Here is an 18,478-nt window from a genome sequence, read left to right as displayed (position 1 = left end):
AATCCTCCTAGGATTTAATTTTGTTAAATTTCTTTTTGCTCTTACTGCTATTCAGCAACACCATCTTGTACTCGTGGGCCATCACCTCCCAATCATGACGAACAGCTTGAAGACTCCGGGAGGAATCAGCTGCAATCAGCTCTACTACTGCCATATAATCATGCAGGAATCTCTTCATGGTGGATTTGCCGAACAACTCTGTTTTGTATTCCACCACTACATTCATTACATGATCAGCTTCGATAAGATTTAATGTCAGATCCCACTTGCTCTTGCCGCTGTGTCCCCACAAAATTTCATTCTGAGCAATATTTAGTCCTTCGATGTTGTACGTATTTTTGACATCAAGTACAAACCACGTCTGGAAGAACGGGGTGAGCCCCGAAGCACGATCCGGGTTCAGCAGTTCAATCAGCTTGCCGAAAGGCATCTCCTGATGATCAAACGCTTCAAATACCGTATTTCTAACCGAAATAATCTGGGCATTTACGGACTGTTCCGGGTCCATGACCGTCTTCAAGGCAAGGCTGTTGGAGAAATATCCGATCAACTTCTGCACTTCTGCACGATTCCGGTTTGCGACGGGTGTTCCTACGACGATCTCGATTTCACCCGAGTAAAAGTACAGCAACATTTTGTAGGCGGTGAGCATGGTGATGTACAGACTGGCATTGTTTTTCATACCGGCCTTTTTGATCATTTCAATGGTTTGTATCGGAATTTCTGCGAGCAGTATATCTCCGGTATCCACGTTGTTCACTGAAGGCTCCCGGTCATAGGGCAATACTTTTACCGATCGGTTGACGGTACTTCCCAACTGGTTGCGCCAATAATCCAGAACTGTCGGAAATTCTTCAGTCATCCATTTACCTTTTTGCCAATGTGAATAGTCGGAATATTGAATACTCAAATGCTCTATTGCTGCATTTTCTCCCCTCAGATAAGCATTATAGTATGACCCCAGTTCAGCCATGAGGATATCCTGCGACCAACCATCGAAGATAATGTGATGAAAATTAAAATAGGAAAAATATTGTTGTGCATGGATCTGATACAATCCAAAATAATACATCGGCCCGGTTTCCAGGTTGAATTGGTGTTTGGATTCTTCTTCAATCACACGCTTCAGACTAGCTTGGGAGTCATCCCTCAGCGTATACTGGACCTCTATGCCAAAAGGCTCGTAAGGTCTGATTCGCTGCACAGGTGTATTGTTCTCTACAACAAAATACGTTCTCAATACATCATGCCGCTGTAGGATCTGATTCAATGCATAGACGTATGCCTCTTCCGAGAATGCGCCTTCGAAAATGACATGTCCGGGAATGTTATACTTGGTGCTCTTTCCTTCGAACTGTTCAACCAGCCACAGGGATTCCTGATTGAATGACATCACACCTTTGAGCGCCGGATCAACGCTCGCAATCTCTGTTGAAAGGAAGATCGGCTTGTCCATAATTCCGTTCAATACATCCACTTTGGATCTCTTTATTGTCTTGTGTTCCATGCTTATCATGCCTTCCTTTCCTTCCATGACCTGTTCCAGATGTGAACTTAAGGCTTGGATTGTAGGGAAATTAAACATATCGTTAATCGAAAACTCAAAACCTATCTCGGAAAGTCGGGTATAGATCTGAATCAACTTCAGTGAATCACCACCCCGTTCGTAGAAATGGTCCGTCACCCCCACCTTGTCCAGGCCAAGAATCTCAGACCAGATGGCAGATATCGTCTGTTCCATGCTTGAACTCGGCGCCACATACACATTGTCTTCATCCGATTGTGGCTTCTCTATCGATAACGCCAAGTAATCAATCTTGCCGTTAATCGTAAGTGGAATGGAAGACACCTTGATCAGATGTGTGGGAACCATATACTCCGGCAGCAGAGATGCCAAGGTATCTCGAATCATCCTCCGGGTTACATATGCTTCACTGACGTAATGAGTACATAACTGACGGGATTGCTGATCCTTCTTAACGCTTACAGCAACATCCCGAACTCCTTTGATTTTCAAAAAAGCTGCCTTGACCTCACCCAGTTCAATTCGATACCCGCGAATCTTCACTTGATCGTCCATTCTTCCGAGATATTCCATCTGACCGTCTTCTCTTAACCGGCATAGATCCCCAGTCCGGTACAAGCGCTCGCCTGGACGATCCGGGTGTTCGACGTATTTTCTGCCCGTCAACTCGGGTTGGTTCAGATAACCTCTGGTCACGCCGTCTCCCCCAACCAATAATTCACCCTGAACACCAACAGGAACATATTGCAGTGATTGATCAAACACATATATGGATGTGTTCTGAATAGGCTTGCCGATAGGCACATACTCCGTTTGATCAACATGAGGATCGTAGGCATAGATCATACAGCCCACCACTGTCTCTGTCGGTCCATATTCATTGAAAATGGTAACCTCATGCTTACTTTGCCGAGTAATATTTGCAGCCAGCGAAGTACTCAAATTATCGCCACCTACAATAAATGTTCGAACATTGGATCTGTCCATAATGTTCATGTCCTGAATCAATTGCAGATGTGCTGGAGTCAGCTTGACCAGATCTACTCGCGGATCCAGAACAACATCCGCAATCAACGCTTTGTTATGAGACGAGTTATAGATAATCATCGTGTTACCCGTAATCAACGGCGTAAAGATGGATGTGATAGTCAGGTCAAAAGCGATGGATGAATACAGGGAAAAAGTCGTTTTACCGTCAGTAACATAGGTCTGACTCGCCCACCATATATAGTTCGTCAATCCCCTATGCTCCACCAATACACCCTTCGGTGCTCCAGTTGACCCTGATGTGTAGATGACATAAGCCAGATCCTTCATATCTATGGTCAAGTTCAGATTACCTGCTGGTAAATGCCCATCATTATCTTCACGGATATGAATGATTTCTAGACTGTCCGACAAATCGATACGCTGATTAACCAGGACAAACCTTATCTGAGAATCTTTCAAAATATGCTGAATTCGTTCATCAGGATACTCGGGGTCAATCGGAATATAAGCGCACCCGGCTTTCATAACAGCCAGAATCGCGATAACCATCTCCATACTGTGGGTTGCAATAATGCCTACCAGTTCTCGCTGCTTGATTCCTCTGCTGATCAGTGTCGTAGCCAAGCCGTTAGCTCTGGCATTCAATTGTTCATAGTTCATCTCCTTATCCCCCAGGATAAGTGCTGTATGTTCAGGGGTAGCAGCTGCCTGTTCTTCAAACAACTGAATGACCGTTTTGTCGCTAGGATAAGACGCCTCGGTATCATTAAACTCGATAAGCATCGATTGTTTATCGGCTTCGCTTACAATGCTGATCTGTTCAATTCTTTGTTCAGAATGCTCCAGAACGGCTTCCGTGACCGTAAGAAACTGATCGAACAGCTTGTCCATGAACGGTTCACTGAACAATTGGGTCCGATAATCCATCTGAAATATGATACGATCCTCATTGATTTTTTCAATAATGTTGATAAGCAGATCATTCGTCTCATGTCCGTTAAACTTGTTGTCCATATAGACATCATGTCCTTGCATCTTGTCAAAGCGTTCTGGACGATAGACCAGTGATATACCGAACAGTCTGTTCAGTTCCGGTAGTGAGAGCGACTCTCTTAGATCACGGATCAGCTGATTATACGGATATTTCTGATGACGCAATATTTCTTTCTGTTCATTGGAAATACGTTGCAGCAAGGTTAACACGGTTTCAGAGGGTTCTACCCCGATCCTGACAGGTATGGTGGTGACAAACATGCCAATCATGTCTTTATCTGTTTTACTCGTGCGGTTCGCGTAGTTGGTTCCAACGACCAAATCGGTTTGGTGAGTGAGTTTATTCAGCAGAATAGCTAGAGTTGAGAGAAAAAAGGTGAATACGCTGACATTCTTCTGACGACAGAAATCTTTCAAACGTACATACATGGAGTGATCCATATTCATCGTTTTTCTTCTGGCTGCGGTGTGAGTTAGAAGGGGATTATGCGCTTTCAATTCCATAAATGCGGGAATCGTATGAAACTTCTCTCTCCAAAAGGCCTGATCTTTCGCATAGCGTTTGGAAGCGAGATATTGTTGTTCACTATTGATATAGTATTCATAATCGTGAATCGTAGTTTCCATTCTATTTGCATTATCATCTTTCAATTCGGCATGATAGGTTGCCGTAATCTCATCGGTCAACTGGAATAATCCCAGACCATCACAGATAATATGGTGAATCTGAATGATGTATCCGTATTGTCCAGGACCCTCATACGTATAAAATTGACATAGATCTTCACTGTGTACATGAATCGGATGGTTATCCACATACTCCGTCCATGTCTCATCCGTTAAGGCTGGATCTTCATGAATATGCTTGAGTGATCTGTACTCATAAGGTTGGATGTATTGTTTATTCTCACCTTGATCCAGTACAATACGAGTTCGAAGCAGTTCGTTATTCTTCAGAACCCTGTTAATCGACCGCTCTAGCAAGGTAAAATCGATCGGTTCCGGTATGCTCATCTTGGATGTAATCATCCATACATCTGATTTTGGATATAACATTTCCATGTACCATATTCTTCGTTGATGCTCTGTTAAAGGATGCAAATCAACACATACATTTCCCATCTAATTCTCCTTTATATATAATTTATCCTAAAATAAGTTAATTACAACTTATCATTCCACCCATATTTAATCAATAACTATTTTATTTGTTTTTTTAACAAAAATGTAGATATTCCGACATCAATATCACCCATTCCATATGAAAATAATGAAAATCCCAACCAATCTTTCTACAAGTTATCCACCTCCGTTCCATTATTCGGTAAAGTTCGTACAAACTGAAAAGTCCCGTGATAGATCCAGAATCTGCATCTGACCGCGGGACCGGATTTACGTGAATGTTTCCAAAATTCAGTGCTCATGGATCTTGATTATCCTGGGATGAATTGGAACACCTTAGCTGTTGACTACCTTTCCGAATTGCTCTGCCTGTTCTGTCATCTTCCGACTCAATCTTGCTCTTAGTCCGCTCATCCACTCCGGCTCATGTGACCACTGCTCTGCAACAGATCGAAGCATACGCAAATAGCCGTACAAGTTGGCGAAACGGCGACAAGCGGGGAACATACTCTCCAGATCATAACGTTCTCCTGTCTCGGACCAGTATCCGTTCAGGAACAATTGTTTCTTCTGCTCCCATTGTTCAGGCTCGATCTCCTCACGTAAACTATCCAGACTCTGTTCCACGTCCATTGCGTACCAGTGATACATCGAGTCATCGAAATCAATGGCATAACAAGACTGGTTTTTTTCGTCATAGAAGACATTGTCCGGTTCAAAATCGTAGTGGATAAGCCCGAAATTTTGCTTGTTTATCGGCCATGCTGCAAAATACGTTCGGAGAAGCTCTACCTCGTTCAGAGCAGCCGTCTCCGCAGGAAAATCCTCCAAAATCTTCTGCATCCAATCCAAAACATCTGTATAGGTCCAGCGCCGCTTCTCCTCCTGCTCAGGCTTGAATATACGCGATAGCTGGTGCAGCTCACCCAATGCCTGACCATAGCTGTACAGGATAGAGTCATTCAGTTGAATGCTCCCTAACTGCGATCCGGGGACTCGCTTGAATACGGAAGCGTAGTATGTTCCCCATGGGGTGTGAGCCTCTACAAGTGCTGTCCCTAAATGAGAAGGTACAGCCTCCATGGCTCCATAATGATTCGTTCGAAGAAAACGGAGGAACTCCAGTTCAGCACTAAGGTTGATTTGATTTTTTTCCTCTACCGGGGCAAATCGAAGCAATCGGACTTCCCCCTGATCTCTAAACGGATACACCGCATTGGAGGAGATGCGATAATACTGAAACATGTCCAGCGATTCGGGATCATAACTCCAATTCTTCAGAATCATCTCGGCAAGGTCGTTATTTTGAAATAAATGTTTTAATGTTAACATGGGCATTTCTCCTTTTTGATCGTTTTTTTGTGGATCGTTTATAGCACACGAATGCCTATTTTTGCGCGCAAAAAGCCGCAGGCTATGCCTGCGGCTTTTAAAAATTCTGAGTGTATGAGAAATTTGCACAAGCAAATAAACCTCGCATACGCCAGAAAAAAATGAGCAGTTATATCCCTATATATCAGCAGATCTCAGATCGACTGGAAAACCGGAAGTGTCCCACACTGTATCTGAATGATCTGCCCAAATTATTCAGTTCATTCTTACCTTATTTGTAGTGATCGAACATACCATCTTAGACCGTCGTTTCATGACGCTCACTCCCTTCAAAAAACAGCTGTTTCCATAATAACCCATAGGCCAAATGTAAGCAATTACAAAATGACGATAACTCCATCATCTTTTACTGGACAACCATCATCCGTTCCACCGTCTCGGTGTTGTCCGTATACCACACCATCACGATGTTTTCTTCTTGAAGATCAGACACTTGAATGGACGAATTTGCACTTGGGTTGGAATTGCCCGAACGAGGCGTTCCCATGCCTTCAGTGATATCAACATCATCGCCTATATTCAATTTCATCTCCATTCCGGTATCCTTCCATTCCATGCTTGGGGATGAGTTGGCCTGCACCTCAAGTAACGCCAGCGTAACTGTGTTTCCATTCACGGAGATGACTCTACCCGTAATGTCGGCATTCATCATCCTTTGCGTCATGTCGGGACTGCCTGTTCGATTATTCATGCCCGGGGTTCCCCTTCCACCTCTCGATGTTCCACCGTTCATGCCCAGACCGCCACCATTTGGCATGCCAAACCCGTTCATACCTTGCACAGAACCAGTGTTGGTAATATTCTGGGCGGTTATAACATCGCAAGCCGTCAGCATAACCATGCATCCTAGCAACAGGAATAGCGTAACCGATGTGAAATATTGTTTTTTTCGCATATGATCACCTTTTTCTCAGGGAATATTGCTCCAAGGTACCTTTACGATGGAATATGAAGTCATACGTGTCTTTGAACCCCATATAGGACAGCACAACCAACAGCGGATATACCGGGTAGATGTATCTGGACTTAATCTCCCAGAGAATATAAAATCCGATGAATCCGAGAATGACCAGAATCAATGAAACTTCGTCATACCTTTTACGACGAATTCCACCGACCAACCGGATGAGGATAAAACAGTACATCAGGAAATTCATCACATATACGATCCACAGTAACCCCGTACGATAAGCCGAATCCCCCTGCAACAGTTCTGTTACCGCATTGGTATAACTATAGGACCCTGCGATTCCGCCTCCCCTTCCTCTTCCGGCACCGATGGAACTTTCATTGCCGATTCCGTATCGGTCCATCTGGTATGTCCCTTCGGTCCAGGTCCATATGATCTTTTTGTAATACATCTGCACCAAGTCACTCGCACTTGCTTCGGACAGCTTGCTGCCAATCTCCTGTTTGAACAATGCTGCGCTCTCGGCCTTATTGTAGTTGGCCTGCCTCTGATAGATCTGATAACTCTCCATATTGTCCCAGAAACCAAAGCGCTCCAGATTAATCCCCATATTCAGCCACATATAGACTGGCGCGGCATTCTCTCCAACAGGTTCGCTCACAGCACCGGAAGATTGAAGAACCGCATTCTGAGTCCAGGTTGGTACATTAAACAACATAGCCAGCACACCGATGGAAATGACAACTTTCTTCACTCCGATGCTCCGCATATTCAGCAGGATATATATGATAGCTGCGATTAACAAGATAACGCCGATGCTTCGAAAGTAATTGCCCATCGCGAGAAAAATGGCGGCAAGGATGATTGTTTTCCAAGACTTTTCACGCACAAAACGAATGATAAAGTAAAGACAAGATGTCAGAAATGCTGTGGCAATCACATCGTTATAGATCAGGTTGTTCAGGAACAAGGCAGGCAGGTACGTTGCTGCAAAGATCAACACACCGTAATCACGTTCCGTGGATCTGTCATTCACTTGTTTATAAATAAGATAAATCATTAAAGTCGTTAATGTTGAAAACAAAATATTAAATAGTTTGATGACCAGGTAGTTATCGGGAAACAGATATAGCAACGTCTTAAGGTACAATACGATCGAGTAGTTGAACGGGAACATGTGCAGATAACCACCCGTTTCAAACGAAGAGTAGTCTTGGTTATACAGCATGTTCATCGCCAGTGAAAGAACGGTCTGCGAATCATCGGTAGGTACTCTCGGAAATACGAAAATGATGATGATCTGAAGGGTCAGAGAACATAACAGCACGATTGGAATGACAACTTTCGGACTGTATTTGTTCAGTTTCAGACACAGCGCATATAACCCGACACCTGAACCAAGAAGCAAAAGAATGACCGGGAGAAAAATACTCCACTGCTGCATGCCCAAAATGGGATTGTCCCCATACAAGGCGTAGTTGTACTGGGCCCGAACCACCAAGGACGAAGCAATAAACACAGCAACAAACACGAGCAAAATGAGATAAAACGACTTATGCAGCATCTTAGACATGCCAAAACTCCTTTTCCATTACAGGATTCCGTGAGTATTATAATGGCTCTGGCTGAAAAATCGCTGAAAGGGAGTAACGCTTGCAATCGGTACTGATCGGCATGCGTATGCAGACAGAAAAGACCGTCCCTTTGATTAAGGTAACGGTCTATATGTCCATTCTTTTGAAAGTATAGGGTAGGGTATTAGCTAATTGTTGAAGATCACTTCTCGTCCTTTTTAATTTTGCGTTTCTTTTCCAGCGCGATCTCCACATTTTCTTTCACCCGATACTCCACAATCCGGCGGATCAGATCCTCCGGCAATGGTTGGTCCAGCGGAAACTGGACAGATCCCTTGGCCCCTTTGTATTTAGAGAGTTCCTCCTTGAATGCCAGAATCCCACTCGGAGCAGGGTAAAACCCAATATGATGCTGGTATGCGGCAAAATGAACCAGATTCCCATGCTGTGCATACGTAGGCATCTTGTAACTGATCTTCTCTTCGGCGTTCGGAGCCGACTCGCGAATAATCTGTCTTAACGCTTGTAATCTCACCTGTACATCAGGTGTAAACTCCGAGATATATTCATCTACCAGCACCGAATAATGGTTACTCTCAGCCATCTTGGACTCCTTCCACCACGGATACATCAATGGATTCGTGGTACGGGCATATTTGCTCTTATTGTACTTCAAATGGACAAGCGGAACAGCTATTTTCCTGCAACTTGGAATGTTAAATTTGATTTTTAAGTGAACTAAGCATTATAATACGTTTAAACAATTAAACATTATAACGGAGTGAGCCATGAACGAATCGATGGGTAACCAAAAAGTTATTGATATTTTCGAGAATCTAAGTCCTTATCTTCAAGGTTTGGGAGACCCCGTTCGCCAGCGAATCATATCGCTGCTCATTGATCAAGAGAGCATGAACGTATCCCAGATTGCAGAGCATATTCCCATGTCACGCCCTACGGTCTCTCATCACTTGAAAATATTGCGTCAATCCGGGCTGTTATCGGTTCAGAAAAAAGGTACGGAGATGTATTACAAACTGGAGTTCAACGATGCGATCGCAATACTCAAACAGCTCGTTCATCTCGTGGAAGTGGAATGTCAGAGCTAGCGCATACCGCGCTGGTGTACTGCATTCCTTTTCTTCACTCTATTATGTTCAATAGTTTAAACGTATAAGCACATAAACATATCAACGGAGGTTTATCGAATGAATAGAAAAAGAGTTCTTATCGCTGGAGGTTATGGTGCTGTAGGTGCACAGCTTGCCCGCATTTTGCATGACAGGCATCCTGATCTGGAATTGGTATTGGGAGGTCGTTCTGCGGGTAAAGCAGCACCTTTTCCATCCAATCGTGTCCAAACGATTGTTGTTGATACCAATGCAGACGATCCACTGATTCACGCAGGAGAGAATATATCGTTAATCATTAATGCAGTGAACGATCTGGATGATCGGCTACTGGTATCGGCTGTGCGGAGAAAAATTCCACTTATCGATGTAACACGCTGGACGGAGGTGTTCAATCAAGCGATCCGTACAGTAGAACAGGAGGAACTTCATGCCCCTGTAGTGCTATCCTCTGGATGGATGGCAGGAACAGCTTCTTTATTTGCCATGATACTTTCTAACACTCTGCAACATGTCGAAGTAAACATTCATGCCCTGTACTCGCTGCGAGATAAAGCCGGGCCTGACTCAGCAGCTTTTATGGATCGGATGAGTATTCCCTTTCAGGTGACCGAATCCAACATGAACCGGCTTGTCTATCCCATGACAGATCCGGTTAAAGTACATTTTCCGAACGGGTACACGACCCCATGTTACAGATTGGATACACCCGATCACGTTACTTTGCCTCATACCAGCCATATCGATTCCGCCAGTTTCCGTATTTCATTCGATAGTAAAGTATCTACCTATGCACTCGCCGGATTGGTCAAAACCGGAGTGTGGAAGATGATCAGTGGTGAACGTTTCCAGCCATTCCGGCGGAAATTGCTCTATAATCCGGGAACCGGGAGTGCACATCATCTGGTCATTCAATTGAAAGGGATGGATGCAAAAGGAAACGACGTTAAACGAACGATGACAGTCTCTGACCCACTCGGTCAAACTCATATGACTGCACTCGGCGCTGCGGTGCAAGCCGAGAAGATACTGATGATGCCAACGGACAAGCCTATGGCTCCAGGCATCTATTATCCTGAGCATCTGTTCAATGACCGAATGGACATGGATGCGGTTACTCATTTTTTCAAACAATACGGCGTTCAAGTAACCCACTCCTGATCCAGACACAACAAAAATCCGCGAAGCCGCTCACTGCAAACAGTGGGACCTTCGCGGATTTTAAGAATAATAATAGAGGGATCTATCGTGTCCAAGTGAAAGCTTGGGTCTGGAATTACAACGTCATGGCCCGACCATTTCGCATCAGATAATCTTCTTTTGTTTTGTAATCCGGCATGATACTGCCAACCCGCCGCCAGAAGGAGCGATCATGATTCATGTGGTGAATATGGCAAAGTTCATGAATGATGACATAATCGATCACTTCCAGTGGCGCCATTGCCAAGCGGTAATTGAACGTAAGTTTTTTGTCCCAGCTGCAACTGCCCCACTTGGTGGGAGAATCTACGATCTCTACTGACTTCGGTTTCACCTTCAACTCTTGCTGATAACGTCCGATGCGCTCCCCAATCTTGCGTTTACACTCGGCAAAATAAAACCTCTTCAGATTCGCTCGCAGCTCTTCTTCTGTCAGCCCCTCTACAGGGATTAAGTCATGCAGTGCATGCTCCTTGCCAAAAAGCAGAAACTTCCCCTTGCCCTCATCTTCGTATTCCTTGGCTTGAGGACCATCGAGCGCCCGCTGCATCAGAGCGGATTTCTTCAAAATCACATCCCCGTGCTGCTCTACAAGTTGCCGGATCATGTCTTCACTGGTACCATTGGGTGCTTTGATTGTTACCATATAAGGCAAGTCCATCGTGATGGACACTTTCTTGCGTTTGCCGTATTGGATATGACAGTTAATGCTGTGATTATTTAATTCTATCGTCAACATAACGCGCTCCGCTTCTGAAATTATTCATTCAATCAAATTGTATACCATCTCCGGCTATAATGCATACTGTTCGACGATATATATATTCGTATTGTATTTTTATACATTATTATGTATTATTATTTAATCATAAAATCGGAGGTTGGATATGACGCATACCATAGATTCAGAATACAAAACCATTGAAGAACTATCCCTTAATCACTGGCAACCCTTGTCCACCTTATTATATGACGGTTGGGTACTCCGTTTTGCCAAAGGATATACCAAGCGTGCAAACTCCGTTCAACCTATCCATTACTCCACTCTGGATGTGCATGAAAAGATTGATGAATGTGAGCGCATCTATGCCTCCAATCAGTTAAATACCATATTCAAAATCACACCGTTTATTCAGCCGGATCATCTCGACCAGCTTTTGCAAGAAAAAGGGTATGGCGTTGTCGATCTGACCCATATCCAGACTCGGAGTCTAGATGATATAAAAGAACCTGTACACCAAGCTGTACAGATCGACGAACAGTTGACCACAGCGTGGCTAGATCACTTTTGCCGACTGAACAAGATGAATGATCTGCAACGGAAAACGACGGAATTAATGTTGGACAATATCCGAACAAAGGCAGGTTTCATCTCGCTGTTGATTGACGGGCAGGTCGTCGCTTGCGGGTTTGGTGTCATCGAACGTGGCTATATTGGATTGTATGATATCATTACAGACGCTAATTTCCGGAATCAGGGACTTGCTGAACAGATGATCTTGCATCTATTGCATTGGGCAAAAAAACAAGGTGCTACCTCCAGTTATCTGCAAGTTGTTGCGAATAATGCACCTGCGTTAAAGCTCTACGCCAAGCTTGGTTATTCGGAAATATATAGCTACTGGTACAGAGTCAAAGAATAGAGTGTTTGCTAATCAAGCTTTGCTTGTGAATTCTTTTATCATATTCAGTCTGACAGACAGATTAATTCAAAACAACATCTTGAAAGCAAAAACTGCCCTCCTTCTATAAAGGAAAGGCAGTTTTTAATTTTTCTTAGTGATTGTCCAAAACTCTTCACACCGTTTATCACCTACTCCGTACTCTTTCTACAAAGGCAGCTTCACCAGCACCTCATAATTCACGCCAGCTTGGATATTCTTGATGATGTCACCTTCGATCCGTTCACCGTCAACATGCACTTCAATCGTCTGGACTGTTGCATCCTTCTTCATGTTTACATGCAGCTCAGCTCCGCGGAACAAACGCGTGACCGATGCCTCGTTCCAATCTTCTGGCAACTGCGGGCGAACCTGAAGCCCTTGCTCGTGACCCTGCAAGCCAAACAATCCGTCGATCAGGCAACGATACACCCACGGTACTGTGCCGGTGTTGAACAGATGACTGGAGCGCCCGGCTGTACGTGGGAATTGACGATAGGCTCCGCGATAATAATTCGGGATAAATACGGGTAGCTGACCCCGCTGGAGGATATCCTCGGCATCGGGGCCAGGAATCATTTTACGCAGCAAACGATACGCCTTCTCCTTCTCGCCCACCAGATACAACGCATAAATATAGAACGCCGCCGCGTGATTGTACACTGCACCATTCTCTGCACTTCCCGGATGTTTCTGCGTAACACGGCCTACATCTTCCCGCATCGCTGTGAAGGACGGCGCGAGTTTCTCGACACCATATGGCGTCTCCAATTGCTCCTCTACCGCACGGATTAACTTCTCCTGTTTATCCTGATCCGCAGCACCGCTCATAAGTGCCCAGCTCTGAGGATTGATATAGATGCGTCCTTCCACGTCCTTGCTTACACCGAACACTACGTTATCATCCGTAATGCCGCGGGCATACCAGTCCCCATCCCACAAATACTCATTCGCTACCGCATTGGTCTGATTGGCTTCCTGACGGAATTCTGCCACAACATCGCCATGCCCTGCCTGTTCAGCAATTTCTGCCCAAACATTAAAAGCATATGCCGTCGCAATGGTCAGCCAGCCGGATACGCCTTTGCCTTTGTATCCCACCATGTTCATCGGATCACACCAGTCACCCTGATTGATATAGTTCAACCCACGCTCATCACGCTCATGGATCAACCAACGCATCGCGAGATTCATATGTTCCAGTACGGAAAGCTTCTGTTCACTGTCTGTAAAAGCAACCTGTTCCTCCAGAATGCTATAGTCATTGGTTTCATCCAGATAAGTCTTCATACAGACCGGAAGCCAGATACAGTGATCGGTATGAGGAATCTGGTTAATATATTTCAATTCTGCGTCCGGGTGCAAAATAATGCCGTCCGGCATGGCGCCGCTAATATGCTGTTGTGACAATGCAGTCAGGAACGCAGCCCGCGCAACCTGCGGTTGAATGTAACTCATCCCCATATTATCCTGCAGATAATTCCGGGTCTGTGGATCGGTCGAGAGACGGTTTGTTTTCCCGTGATAATACATCTGCCGAGGCAGCCAGTGATTCACGACATTATCTAACCAGCTATCCGGTGTCTCAATCTGGATGTTCCCTTGCCCTTGCGCAATATAATTCGCATACTCCTGCTCGGCAGCCGTAAAACCATCCTGTCCTTCCTCATTCTGCTTCACAAAATAATGCTGACGGATGCTCTCAATCTCTGCCTCATCATGAGCCGGGCCAAAGATAAATCGGTAGGCCTGCTCAGCACCAGCTTCCAGATCTACTCTGTATTGCAATACGGCCACAGGTGTCTCATATCGCGCTTCTCCACCAGCGAGTGTCTCCGACTGAAGTCCAGAAGGATGATGAAGTCCGCCTTCGCCTTCAAAGCTTTCTTGATTCACTTCCCATGCGGCCGGTTGATGATCTGCAAGCAGATAGGTTTTGTCACTGTAGGTTTTGATTTTGCTATAGTCCTGATATTTCTGATACGGCGTAACCGCCGAGCAGACAATGCCCTGTAACTCTTCCACATAGGAACCGGACTGGTTCATCCATGACATATAACCGACTGTATAATACGGGTAGATACTCAGCTTGCGTTTTCTCGAAGACAGATTGGTTACCTTCACACGCCACAGCTCCATGACATCTTCCTTCGGCAGGCGCAGGGACATCTCGACACATATGTCGTCCTGAATCACTTTCCAGTGAATATCATGTTTGCCTACAGCGAACGTATAACTATCCGCCTGCTTGCGAACCGGTTCATACGGGGCTGAGAAGATTTCGCCACTGACTTCATCTTTAATGTAGACAAACCGTCCCGGATGGTGGGCATAGTATGGCTGCTCCGGTTGCATGAATGTCTTCGCTTCCAGGTTGGGCGCGTACGAATATTTGGCAGGTTCGGGCTGCATGAATTGGGCCACCGCGTACCCCCGGCAATTTACATGAATCATCATCTTTTCATTCCAAAGAAATCCGGATGCCTTCGGTAAACTTGTCGGGCTTGTTAGTTCAACATACTGATTATCTTCCGTTGCTTTAATCATCACTGAACCTCGCTTTCAGATTATGAAATCAAAAGGCAGAAAACGTTTTAGGTAACTTGTATACAACTTGGTCCATTATAACACGGGAACGCTTACAGAAAATCAAAAACTAAAAAAGAGCTGAAAAAATCAGCTCCGATTCCGTTCCAATTGTTTCTCGATACCCAATCTGTCGATCTGAATCCAATATTCTGCAATGCGTTCGTTTGCCACCCGGTATACCGCGCTCGCAATTTCGATCACTGGTAAGTTGCTTGGTGTATATCCGTCCACGTCTCCGACATGGGTACCCGTTTGTCTCCAGCGCACGTAGACTTTATCCCCTTGCGTCAGCAACTCCTGGATCTCAAGTGAGAACTCCCCGTAAGCTTCGATCATCTCTCGCACATGATCCGCATAATCGGAAGGCGTTCGGGTCACCGTAACCTCTTCTTCGGATATCACTTGATGGGCCAGTACCTGTTCCGCCATTACACTGCTTGCATAATCCGGATTCCGGCCAGATCGGACCTCTTCAAAAAAGGATCTGACAATCTGTTCTACTGTCATCTGAGCCACTCCAGTCTATTCAAAATATCCGATTATATATAAATATGTAGTAATTCTTGTATTTTAACATGGAACACACGCTACGGAATTACATCTGTTCTATTGTTCTACAGGACTTAAAACCTACCCTCTCACCTTGACAATGCGTCAATATGACCATAAACTAGCAAAGGATGTCAGGAAATTAATAGGAGGTTTAGCCGTTAAGAGGATTGAGTATGGGTTTTAACCATATCTGATAATCTTTCGGTGTGTAGAAACGTAGCTATTTGAACAACTCAGAAAAACAAGAAAGCGGTGTATCATGAAACGTCTATTTTTTATTATGTTTGCGCTCACCCTGTTACTGGCTGGATGCCAGAGTACTGAGCAGGAAAGCAGTCCGTCCGAGAATAATCCTACAGAAGTCGTAGAAGGTTCTACCATTTTAAGTTTGAAGCAGAAATACGGCTCCGAATCGGAACAAGCGATTATGCCGATGTACAACGTAGCTCAGGATGAAGAATTTACGTTCAAGTTTAAAGCAGATTTACGTAAAAGTAACCTGCGAGCTAGTGACATTATTAGTGTACATACCGATATTAAAGCACTCAAAGCAAGCGATGTATATGCCATTCCAGAAACAAACGACAATAGTGTTTCTATTAAACCTCTTGGATGGGGCGTTTTAAGTTCAGATTCCATGATGAACAAGGATCAAAGTTCTTGGGGCGGTGCCCCCATTTATTACATTCGTCTGAATTATGATCCGGATGCTGAGAAGCTAACACTACTCGATCAGCCCATCATTATTCCGTTTACAGTGAAATCGGAGTTACCCGTACCTAACCTAAGATACGAAATTGACAAAGATAGACGGTTCAAGTTGGTCTGGGACAAGGTTGAAGGTGCCACTGAATATAAAATTTATAAACGTTCTGACCTAACCAACTTCGAAACCAATGTACCTCTAACTGGCGCAGAGGACGCTTTCAGTAATAGTCTGCCTTTAGATATTGCGGTAACGACAGAGACGTCTTTCAATGATTTTTTGAGAGACGGAAAAGGCGGGCTAGGCACTTATAATGAAATGATAACTACCACTCAGAACCATGGTATACGAGGAGAATATTATGTCACTGCAATCGGCGGAGGCAAAGAATCCAATTTTAGCAGAGGTGTCCCTACAGCTCCGCTTGCTTCCCAGTTACCAACATCTCTGAAAGAACAATTGTATAGGGAGAAATTAAAGAATATAGATGTACTTCCTCAGAAAGCAACAGTTGAGTACAATGACGGCTCTCTAGCTCGTGAAACCATTGTCTATGATACCAAAAGCGTAGAAATTTCAGAGTTCAATGAGACGAATATTCCTTTTCACGTTAAAGGAACAGCTTTGAAAAGTTACGTGCGCGTAGAAAATGTGACCCAAGCAGACCTGGACAGACTTGCTCAGCAAACCGTAGCCGATTCCAGCAACGGACTGGTGGAACCAAAGAATGACACACCTTACGTCCCTACGCCTGATGTGCCAACGATTATCAACAATCATGATGCACCTGCGTCTGCAACGGAAAAAGAAGAAGAACCGGCGGTGGAATCTACAACTACAGAGTCTACAACCGATACTGGGACGTCAGAAGATGCAACTGATCCTCTATCTACTGAGGCTTCCGATGATAATTCTGATAAATCTTCAGATATAGCTTCTGAGGAAACTTCGAACGAAGCACCTGCTCCAGCTCCTGAAGCTGCAGAAGACAACCTGGTAGATGAACAGAAATCCAATACACAGCAAAATGTAGAACAAGGTAATCAGGAAACTGTGCCTCAGCCTGCTACAGGTGATGCAATGATCAATGCAGATTCCGCATTGGAAGAAGTTTTAGCCAAAAACATGATTGCGGCACAAGATAATATTTCGTTAAAAGCTTTCCCCGAAGCTCAAAATTTCACGACACTCTCGGATGTGGTTCTGAAAGTGATGTACCAGAATCCATTGATTCTTGGTGTGGAAGGTTTCGAATACAACTATGGTACGCTTACCCTTTCCATTCATTACAATGAATCGGCTAGTAGTATCCAGAAGAAGCAAGATGAGATTATTGCCAAAGCAAACGAAGTGGTGGCTTCCATTATCAAGGATGGCATGAACGAAGACGAGAAACGAAAAGCCATCTACGATTATCTGAACGATAACGCGAAGTATGATGATGCGGCGCTGGAAAATGCGGAGAAGAACAACTTTAAAAATGTCGATCCGCAGTTCAATGACTCGTTTACCACATACGGTATTCTGGTCAAAGGTGTTGGGGTATGTGCCAGCTATGCTTCCGTTTACAAATTGCTCTCGGATCTCTCGGGACTGGAAAGCATCGTTGTAACGGGCGCTTCCAGCGGCGTCCCACATGCATGGAACAAGGTCAAGATCGGGAACGAATGGTTCCATGTCGATGCCACCAACAACCTGACGAACTCCGGCATCCCATACTTCCTGTACAATGCCAACGATGAGACTGCTGCAAGTCAGAAAACAATAGCTGATCAAGATTACTGGCTTGATTCCGAGCTCGCGATGTTTAATGGCGAGAGTGATGCCAATGATTATTATGTGCAGAATGATCTTGAAGTCGCGTCCATTAATGAGTACAAAACCAAGGCTGAGAGTGAACTTAAAAAAGGAGAGAACCGGGTTATTCTCCGCTTTGCCTCACCTGTTGACTCTGATGAGTTGATGACAGCTGCCGGTGAAGCCCTCGCTGCGGTCGATGAAGCCCTTCTGAATACAGCACAATTAGCCACGCTAGGCAGTTATGCCATTCTGGACCCGAAACCAGAGCAGAAGTAACTTAGTTACACAGGAATCCCCTTTGCTTTTTCACAAGCAAAGGGGATTTTTTTCTATT

At 44.6% G+C, this 18,478-nt stretch carries 12 protein-coding genes; 4 read left to right on the top strand and 8 right to left on the bottom strand.

The genetic code is table 11. From position 1 onward, the window contains the following. Nucleotides 1–7 precede the first annotated feature (7 nt). The 5 genes from ACETMN_RS04435 to ACETMN_RS04415 all read right to left on the bottom strand — a co-directional run bounded on the left by ACETMN_RS04435 (nucleotide 8) and on the right by ACETMN_RS04415 (nucleotide 9,110). The gene (locus tag ACETMN_RS04435; RefSeq protein ID WP_091019655.1) at nucleotides 8–4,630 is read right to left on the bottom strand and encodes a non-ribosomal peptide synthetase; all 4,623 of its coding nucleotides are present in this window, start codon (nucleotides 4,628–4,630) and stop codon (nucleotides 8–10) included. Nucleotides 4,631–4,966: 336 nt separating this feature from the next. Next, complete coding sequence (locus ACETMN_RS04430; protein ID WP_341072442.1) at nucleotides 4,967–5,962, bottom strand: phosphotransferase enzyme family protein; 996 nt, start codon at nucleotides 5,960–5,962, stop codon at nucleotides 4,967–4,969. 406 nt (nucleotides 5,963–6,368) lie between these two features. After that, the gene (locus ACETMN_RS04425; RefSeq protein WP_341072441.1) at nucleotides 6,369–6,917 is read right to left on the bottom strand and encodes a hypothetical protein; all 549 of its coding nucleotides are present in this window, start codon (nucleotides 6,915–6,917) and stop codon (nucleotides 6,369–6,371) included. Between the two features lie 4 nt (nucleotides 6,918–6,921). Next, nucleotides 6,922–8,505 carry an ArnT family glycosyltransferase gene (locus tag ACETMN_RS04420; RefSeq protein WP_341072440.1) on the bottom strand — a complete coding sequence of 528 codons (1,584 nt, stop codon included), beginning with the start codon at nucleotides 8,503–8,505 and terminating at the stop codon, nucleotides 6,922–6,924. Between the two features lie 203 nt (nucleotides 8,506–8,708). After that, nucleotides 8,709–9,110 carry an iron chaperone gene (locus tag ACETMN_RS04415; protein WP_091019662.1) on the bottom strand — a complete coding sequence of 134 codons (402 nt, stop codon included), beginning with the start codon at nucleotides 9,108–9,110 and terminating at the stop codon, nucleotides 8,709–8,711. 184 nt (nucleotides 9,111–9,294) lie between these two features. Here ACETMN_RS04415 and ACETMN_RS04410 point away from each other — a divergent pair, with 184 nt between their 5' ends. Further along, nucleotides 9,295–9,615, top strand: coding sequence for an ArsR/SmtB family transcription factor (locus ACETMN_RS04410; RefSeq protein ID WP_091019663.1), 321 nt, complete (start codon nucleotides 9,295–9,297; stop codon nucleotides 9,613–9,615). Between the two features lie 99 nt (nucleotides 9,616–9,714). After that, nucleotides 9,715–10,797: a saccharopine dehydrogenase gene (locus ACETMN_RS04405; protein WP_091019665.1), complete on the top strand. Its 1,083-nt coding sequence runs from the start codon at nucleotides 9,715–9,717 to the stop codon at nucleotides 10,795–10,797. A 115-nt stretch (nucleotides 10,798–10,912) separates the two neighbouring features. On the opposite strand, the gene ACETMN_RS04400 is transcribed toward ACETMN_RS04405, so the two are convergent. Beyond that, nucleotides 10,913–11,572 carry a M48 family metallopeptidase gene (locus ACETMN_RS04400; protein ID WP_373419898.1) on the bottom strand — a complete coding sequence of 220 codons (660 nt, stop codon included), beginning with the start codon at nucleotides 11,570–11,572 and terminating at the stop codon, nucleotides 10,913–10,915. A gap of 151 nt (nucleotides 11,573–11,723) precedes the next feature. Here ACETMN_RS04400 and ACETMN_RS04395 point away from each other — a divergent pair, with 151 nt between their 5' ends. Further along, on the top strand, nucleotides 11,724–12,479 hold the full coding sequence (locus tag ACETMN_RS04395) for a GNAT family N-acetyltransferase (protein ID WP_091019669.1): 756 nt from the start codon (nucleotides 11,724–11,726) through the stop codon (nucleotides 12,477–12,479). Between the two features lie 186 nt (nucleotides 12,480–12,665). On the opposite strand, the gene ACETMN_RS04390 is transcribed toward ACETMN_RS04395, so the two are convergent. After that, nucleotides 12,666–15,044 (bottom strand): GH36-type glycosyl hydrolase domain-containing protein, encoded by a 2,379-nt coding sequence (locus ACETMN_RS04390; protein WP_341072439.1) that lies wholly within the window; start codon nucleotides 15,042–15,044, stop codon nucleotides 12,666–12,668. A 129-nt stretch (nucleotides 15,045–15,173) separates the two neighbouring features. Beyond that, entirely contained in the window at nucleotides 15,174–15,593 is a 420-nt protein-coding gene (locus ACETMN_RS04385; protein WP_105602140.1) for an ester cyclase, read from the bottom strand. Nucleotides 15,594–15,897: 304 nt separating this feature from the next. Here ACETMN_RS04385 and ACETMN_RS04380 point away from each other — a divergent pair, with 304 nt between their 5' ends. Continuing rightward, on the top strand, nucleotides 15,898–18,420 hold the full coding sequence (locus tag ACETMN_RS04380) for a transglutaminase domain-containing protein (protein WP_411735829.1): 2,523 nt from the start codon (nucleotides 15,898–15,900) through the stop codon (nucleotides 18,418–18,420). Nucleotides 18,421–18,478: the final 58 nt, after the last annotated feature.

This window comes from Paenibacillus sp. M2, from assembly GCF_046713495.1.
GTDB classification, from domain to species: Bacteria; Bacillota; Bacilli; order Paenibacillales; family Paenibacillaceae; genus Paenibacillus; species Paenibacillus amylolyticus_B.
Note: the sequence above shows the minus strand (reverse complement) of the source record. Positions and strands in the feature narration are given on the sequence as shown.

What these genes read in the sequence shown, in the direction of transcription:
- ACETMN_RS04385 (WP_105602140.1), bottom strand. Translation starts at nt 15,593, where the DNA reads ATGACAGTAGAACAGATTGTCAGATCCTTTTTTGAAGAGGTCCGATCT.
- ACETMN_RS04415 (WP_091019662.1), bottom strand. Translation starts at nt 9,110, where the DNA reads ATGGCTGAGAGTAACCATTATTCGGTGCTGGTAGATGAATATATCTCG.
- ACETMN_RS04395 (WP_091019669.1), top strand. Translation starts at nt 11,724, where the DNA reads ATGACGCATACCATAGATTCAGAATACAAAACCATTGAAGAACTATCC.
- ACETMN_RS04390 (WP_341072439.1), bottom strand. Translation starts at nt 15,044, where the DNA reads ATGATTAAAGCAACGGAAGATAATCAGTATGTTGAACTAACAAGCCCG.
- ACETMN_RS04435 (WP_091019655.1), bottom strand. Translation starts at nt 4,630, where the DNA reads ATGGGAAATGTATGTGTTGATTTGCATCCTTTAACAGAGCATCAACGA.
- ACETMN_RS04420 (WP_341072440.1), bottom strand. Translation starts at nt 8,505, where the DNA reads ATGTCTAAGATGCTGCATAAGTCGTTTTATCTCATTTTGCTCGTGTTT.
- ACETMN_RS04410 (WP_091019663.1), top strand. Translation starts at nt 9,295, where the DNA reads ATGAACGAATCGATGGGTAACCAAAAAGTTATTGATATTTTCGAGAAT.
- ACETMN_RS04405 (WP_091019665.1), top strand. Translation starts at nt 9,715, where the DNA reads ATGAATAGAAAAAGAGTTCTTATCGCTGGAGGTTATGGTGCTGTAGGT.
- ACETMN_RS04430 (WP_341072442.1), bottom strand. Translation starts at nt 5,962, where the DNA reads ATGTTAACATTAAAACATTTATTTCAAAATAACGACCTTGCCGAGATG.
- ACETMN_RS04380 (WP_411735829.1), top strand. Translation starts at nt 15,898, where the DNA reads ATGAAACGTCTATTTTTTATTATGTTTGCGCTCACCCTGTTACTGGCT.
- ACETMN_RS04425 (WP_341072441.1), bottom strand. Translation starts at nt 6,917, where the DNA reads ATGCGAAAAAAACAATATTTCACATCGGTTACGCTATTCCTGTTGCTA.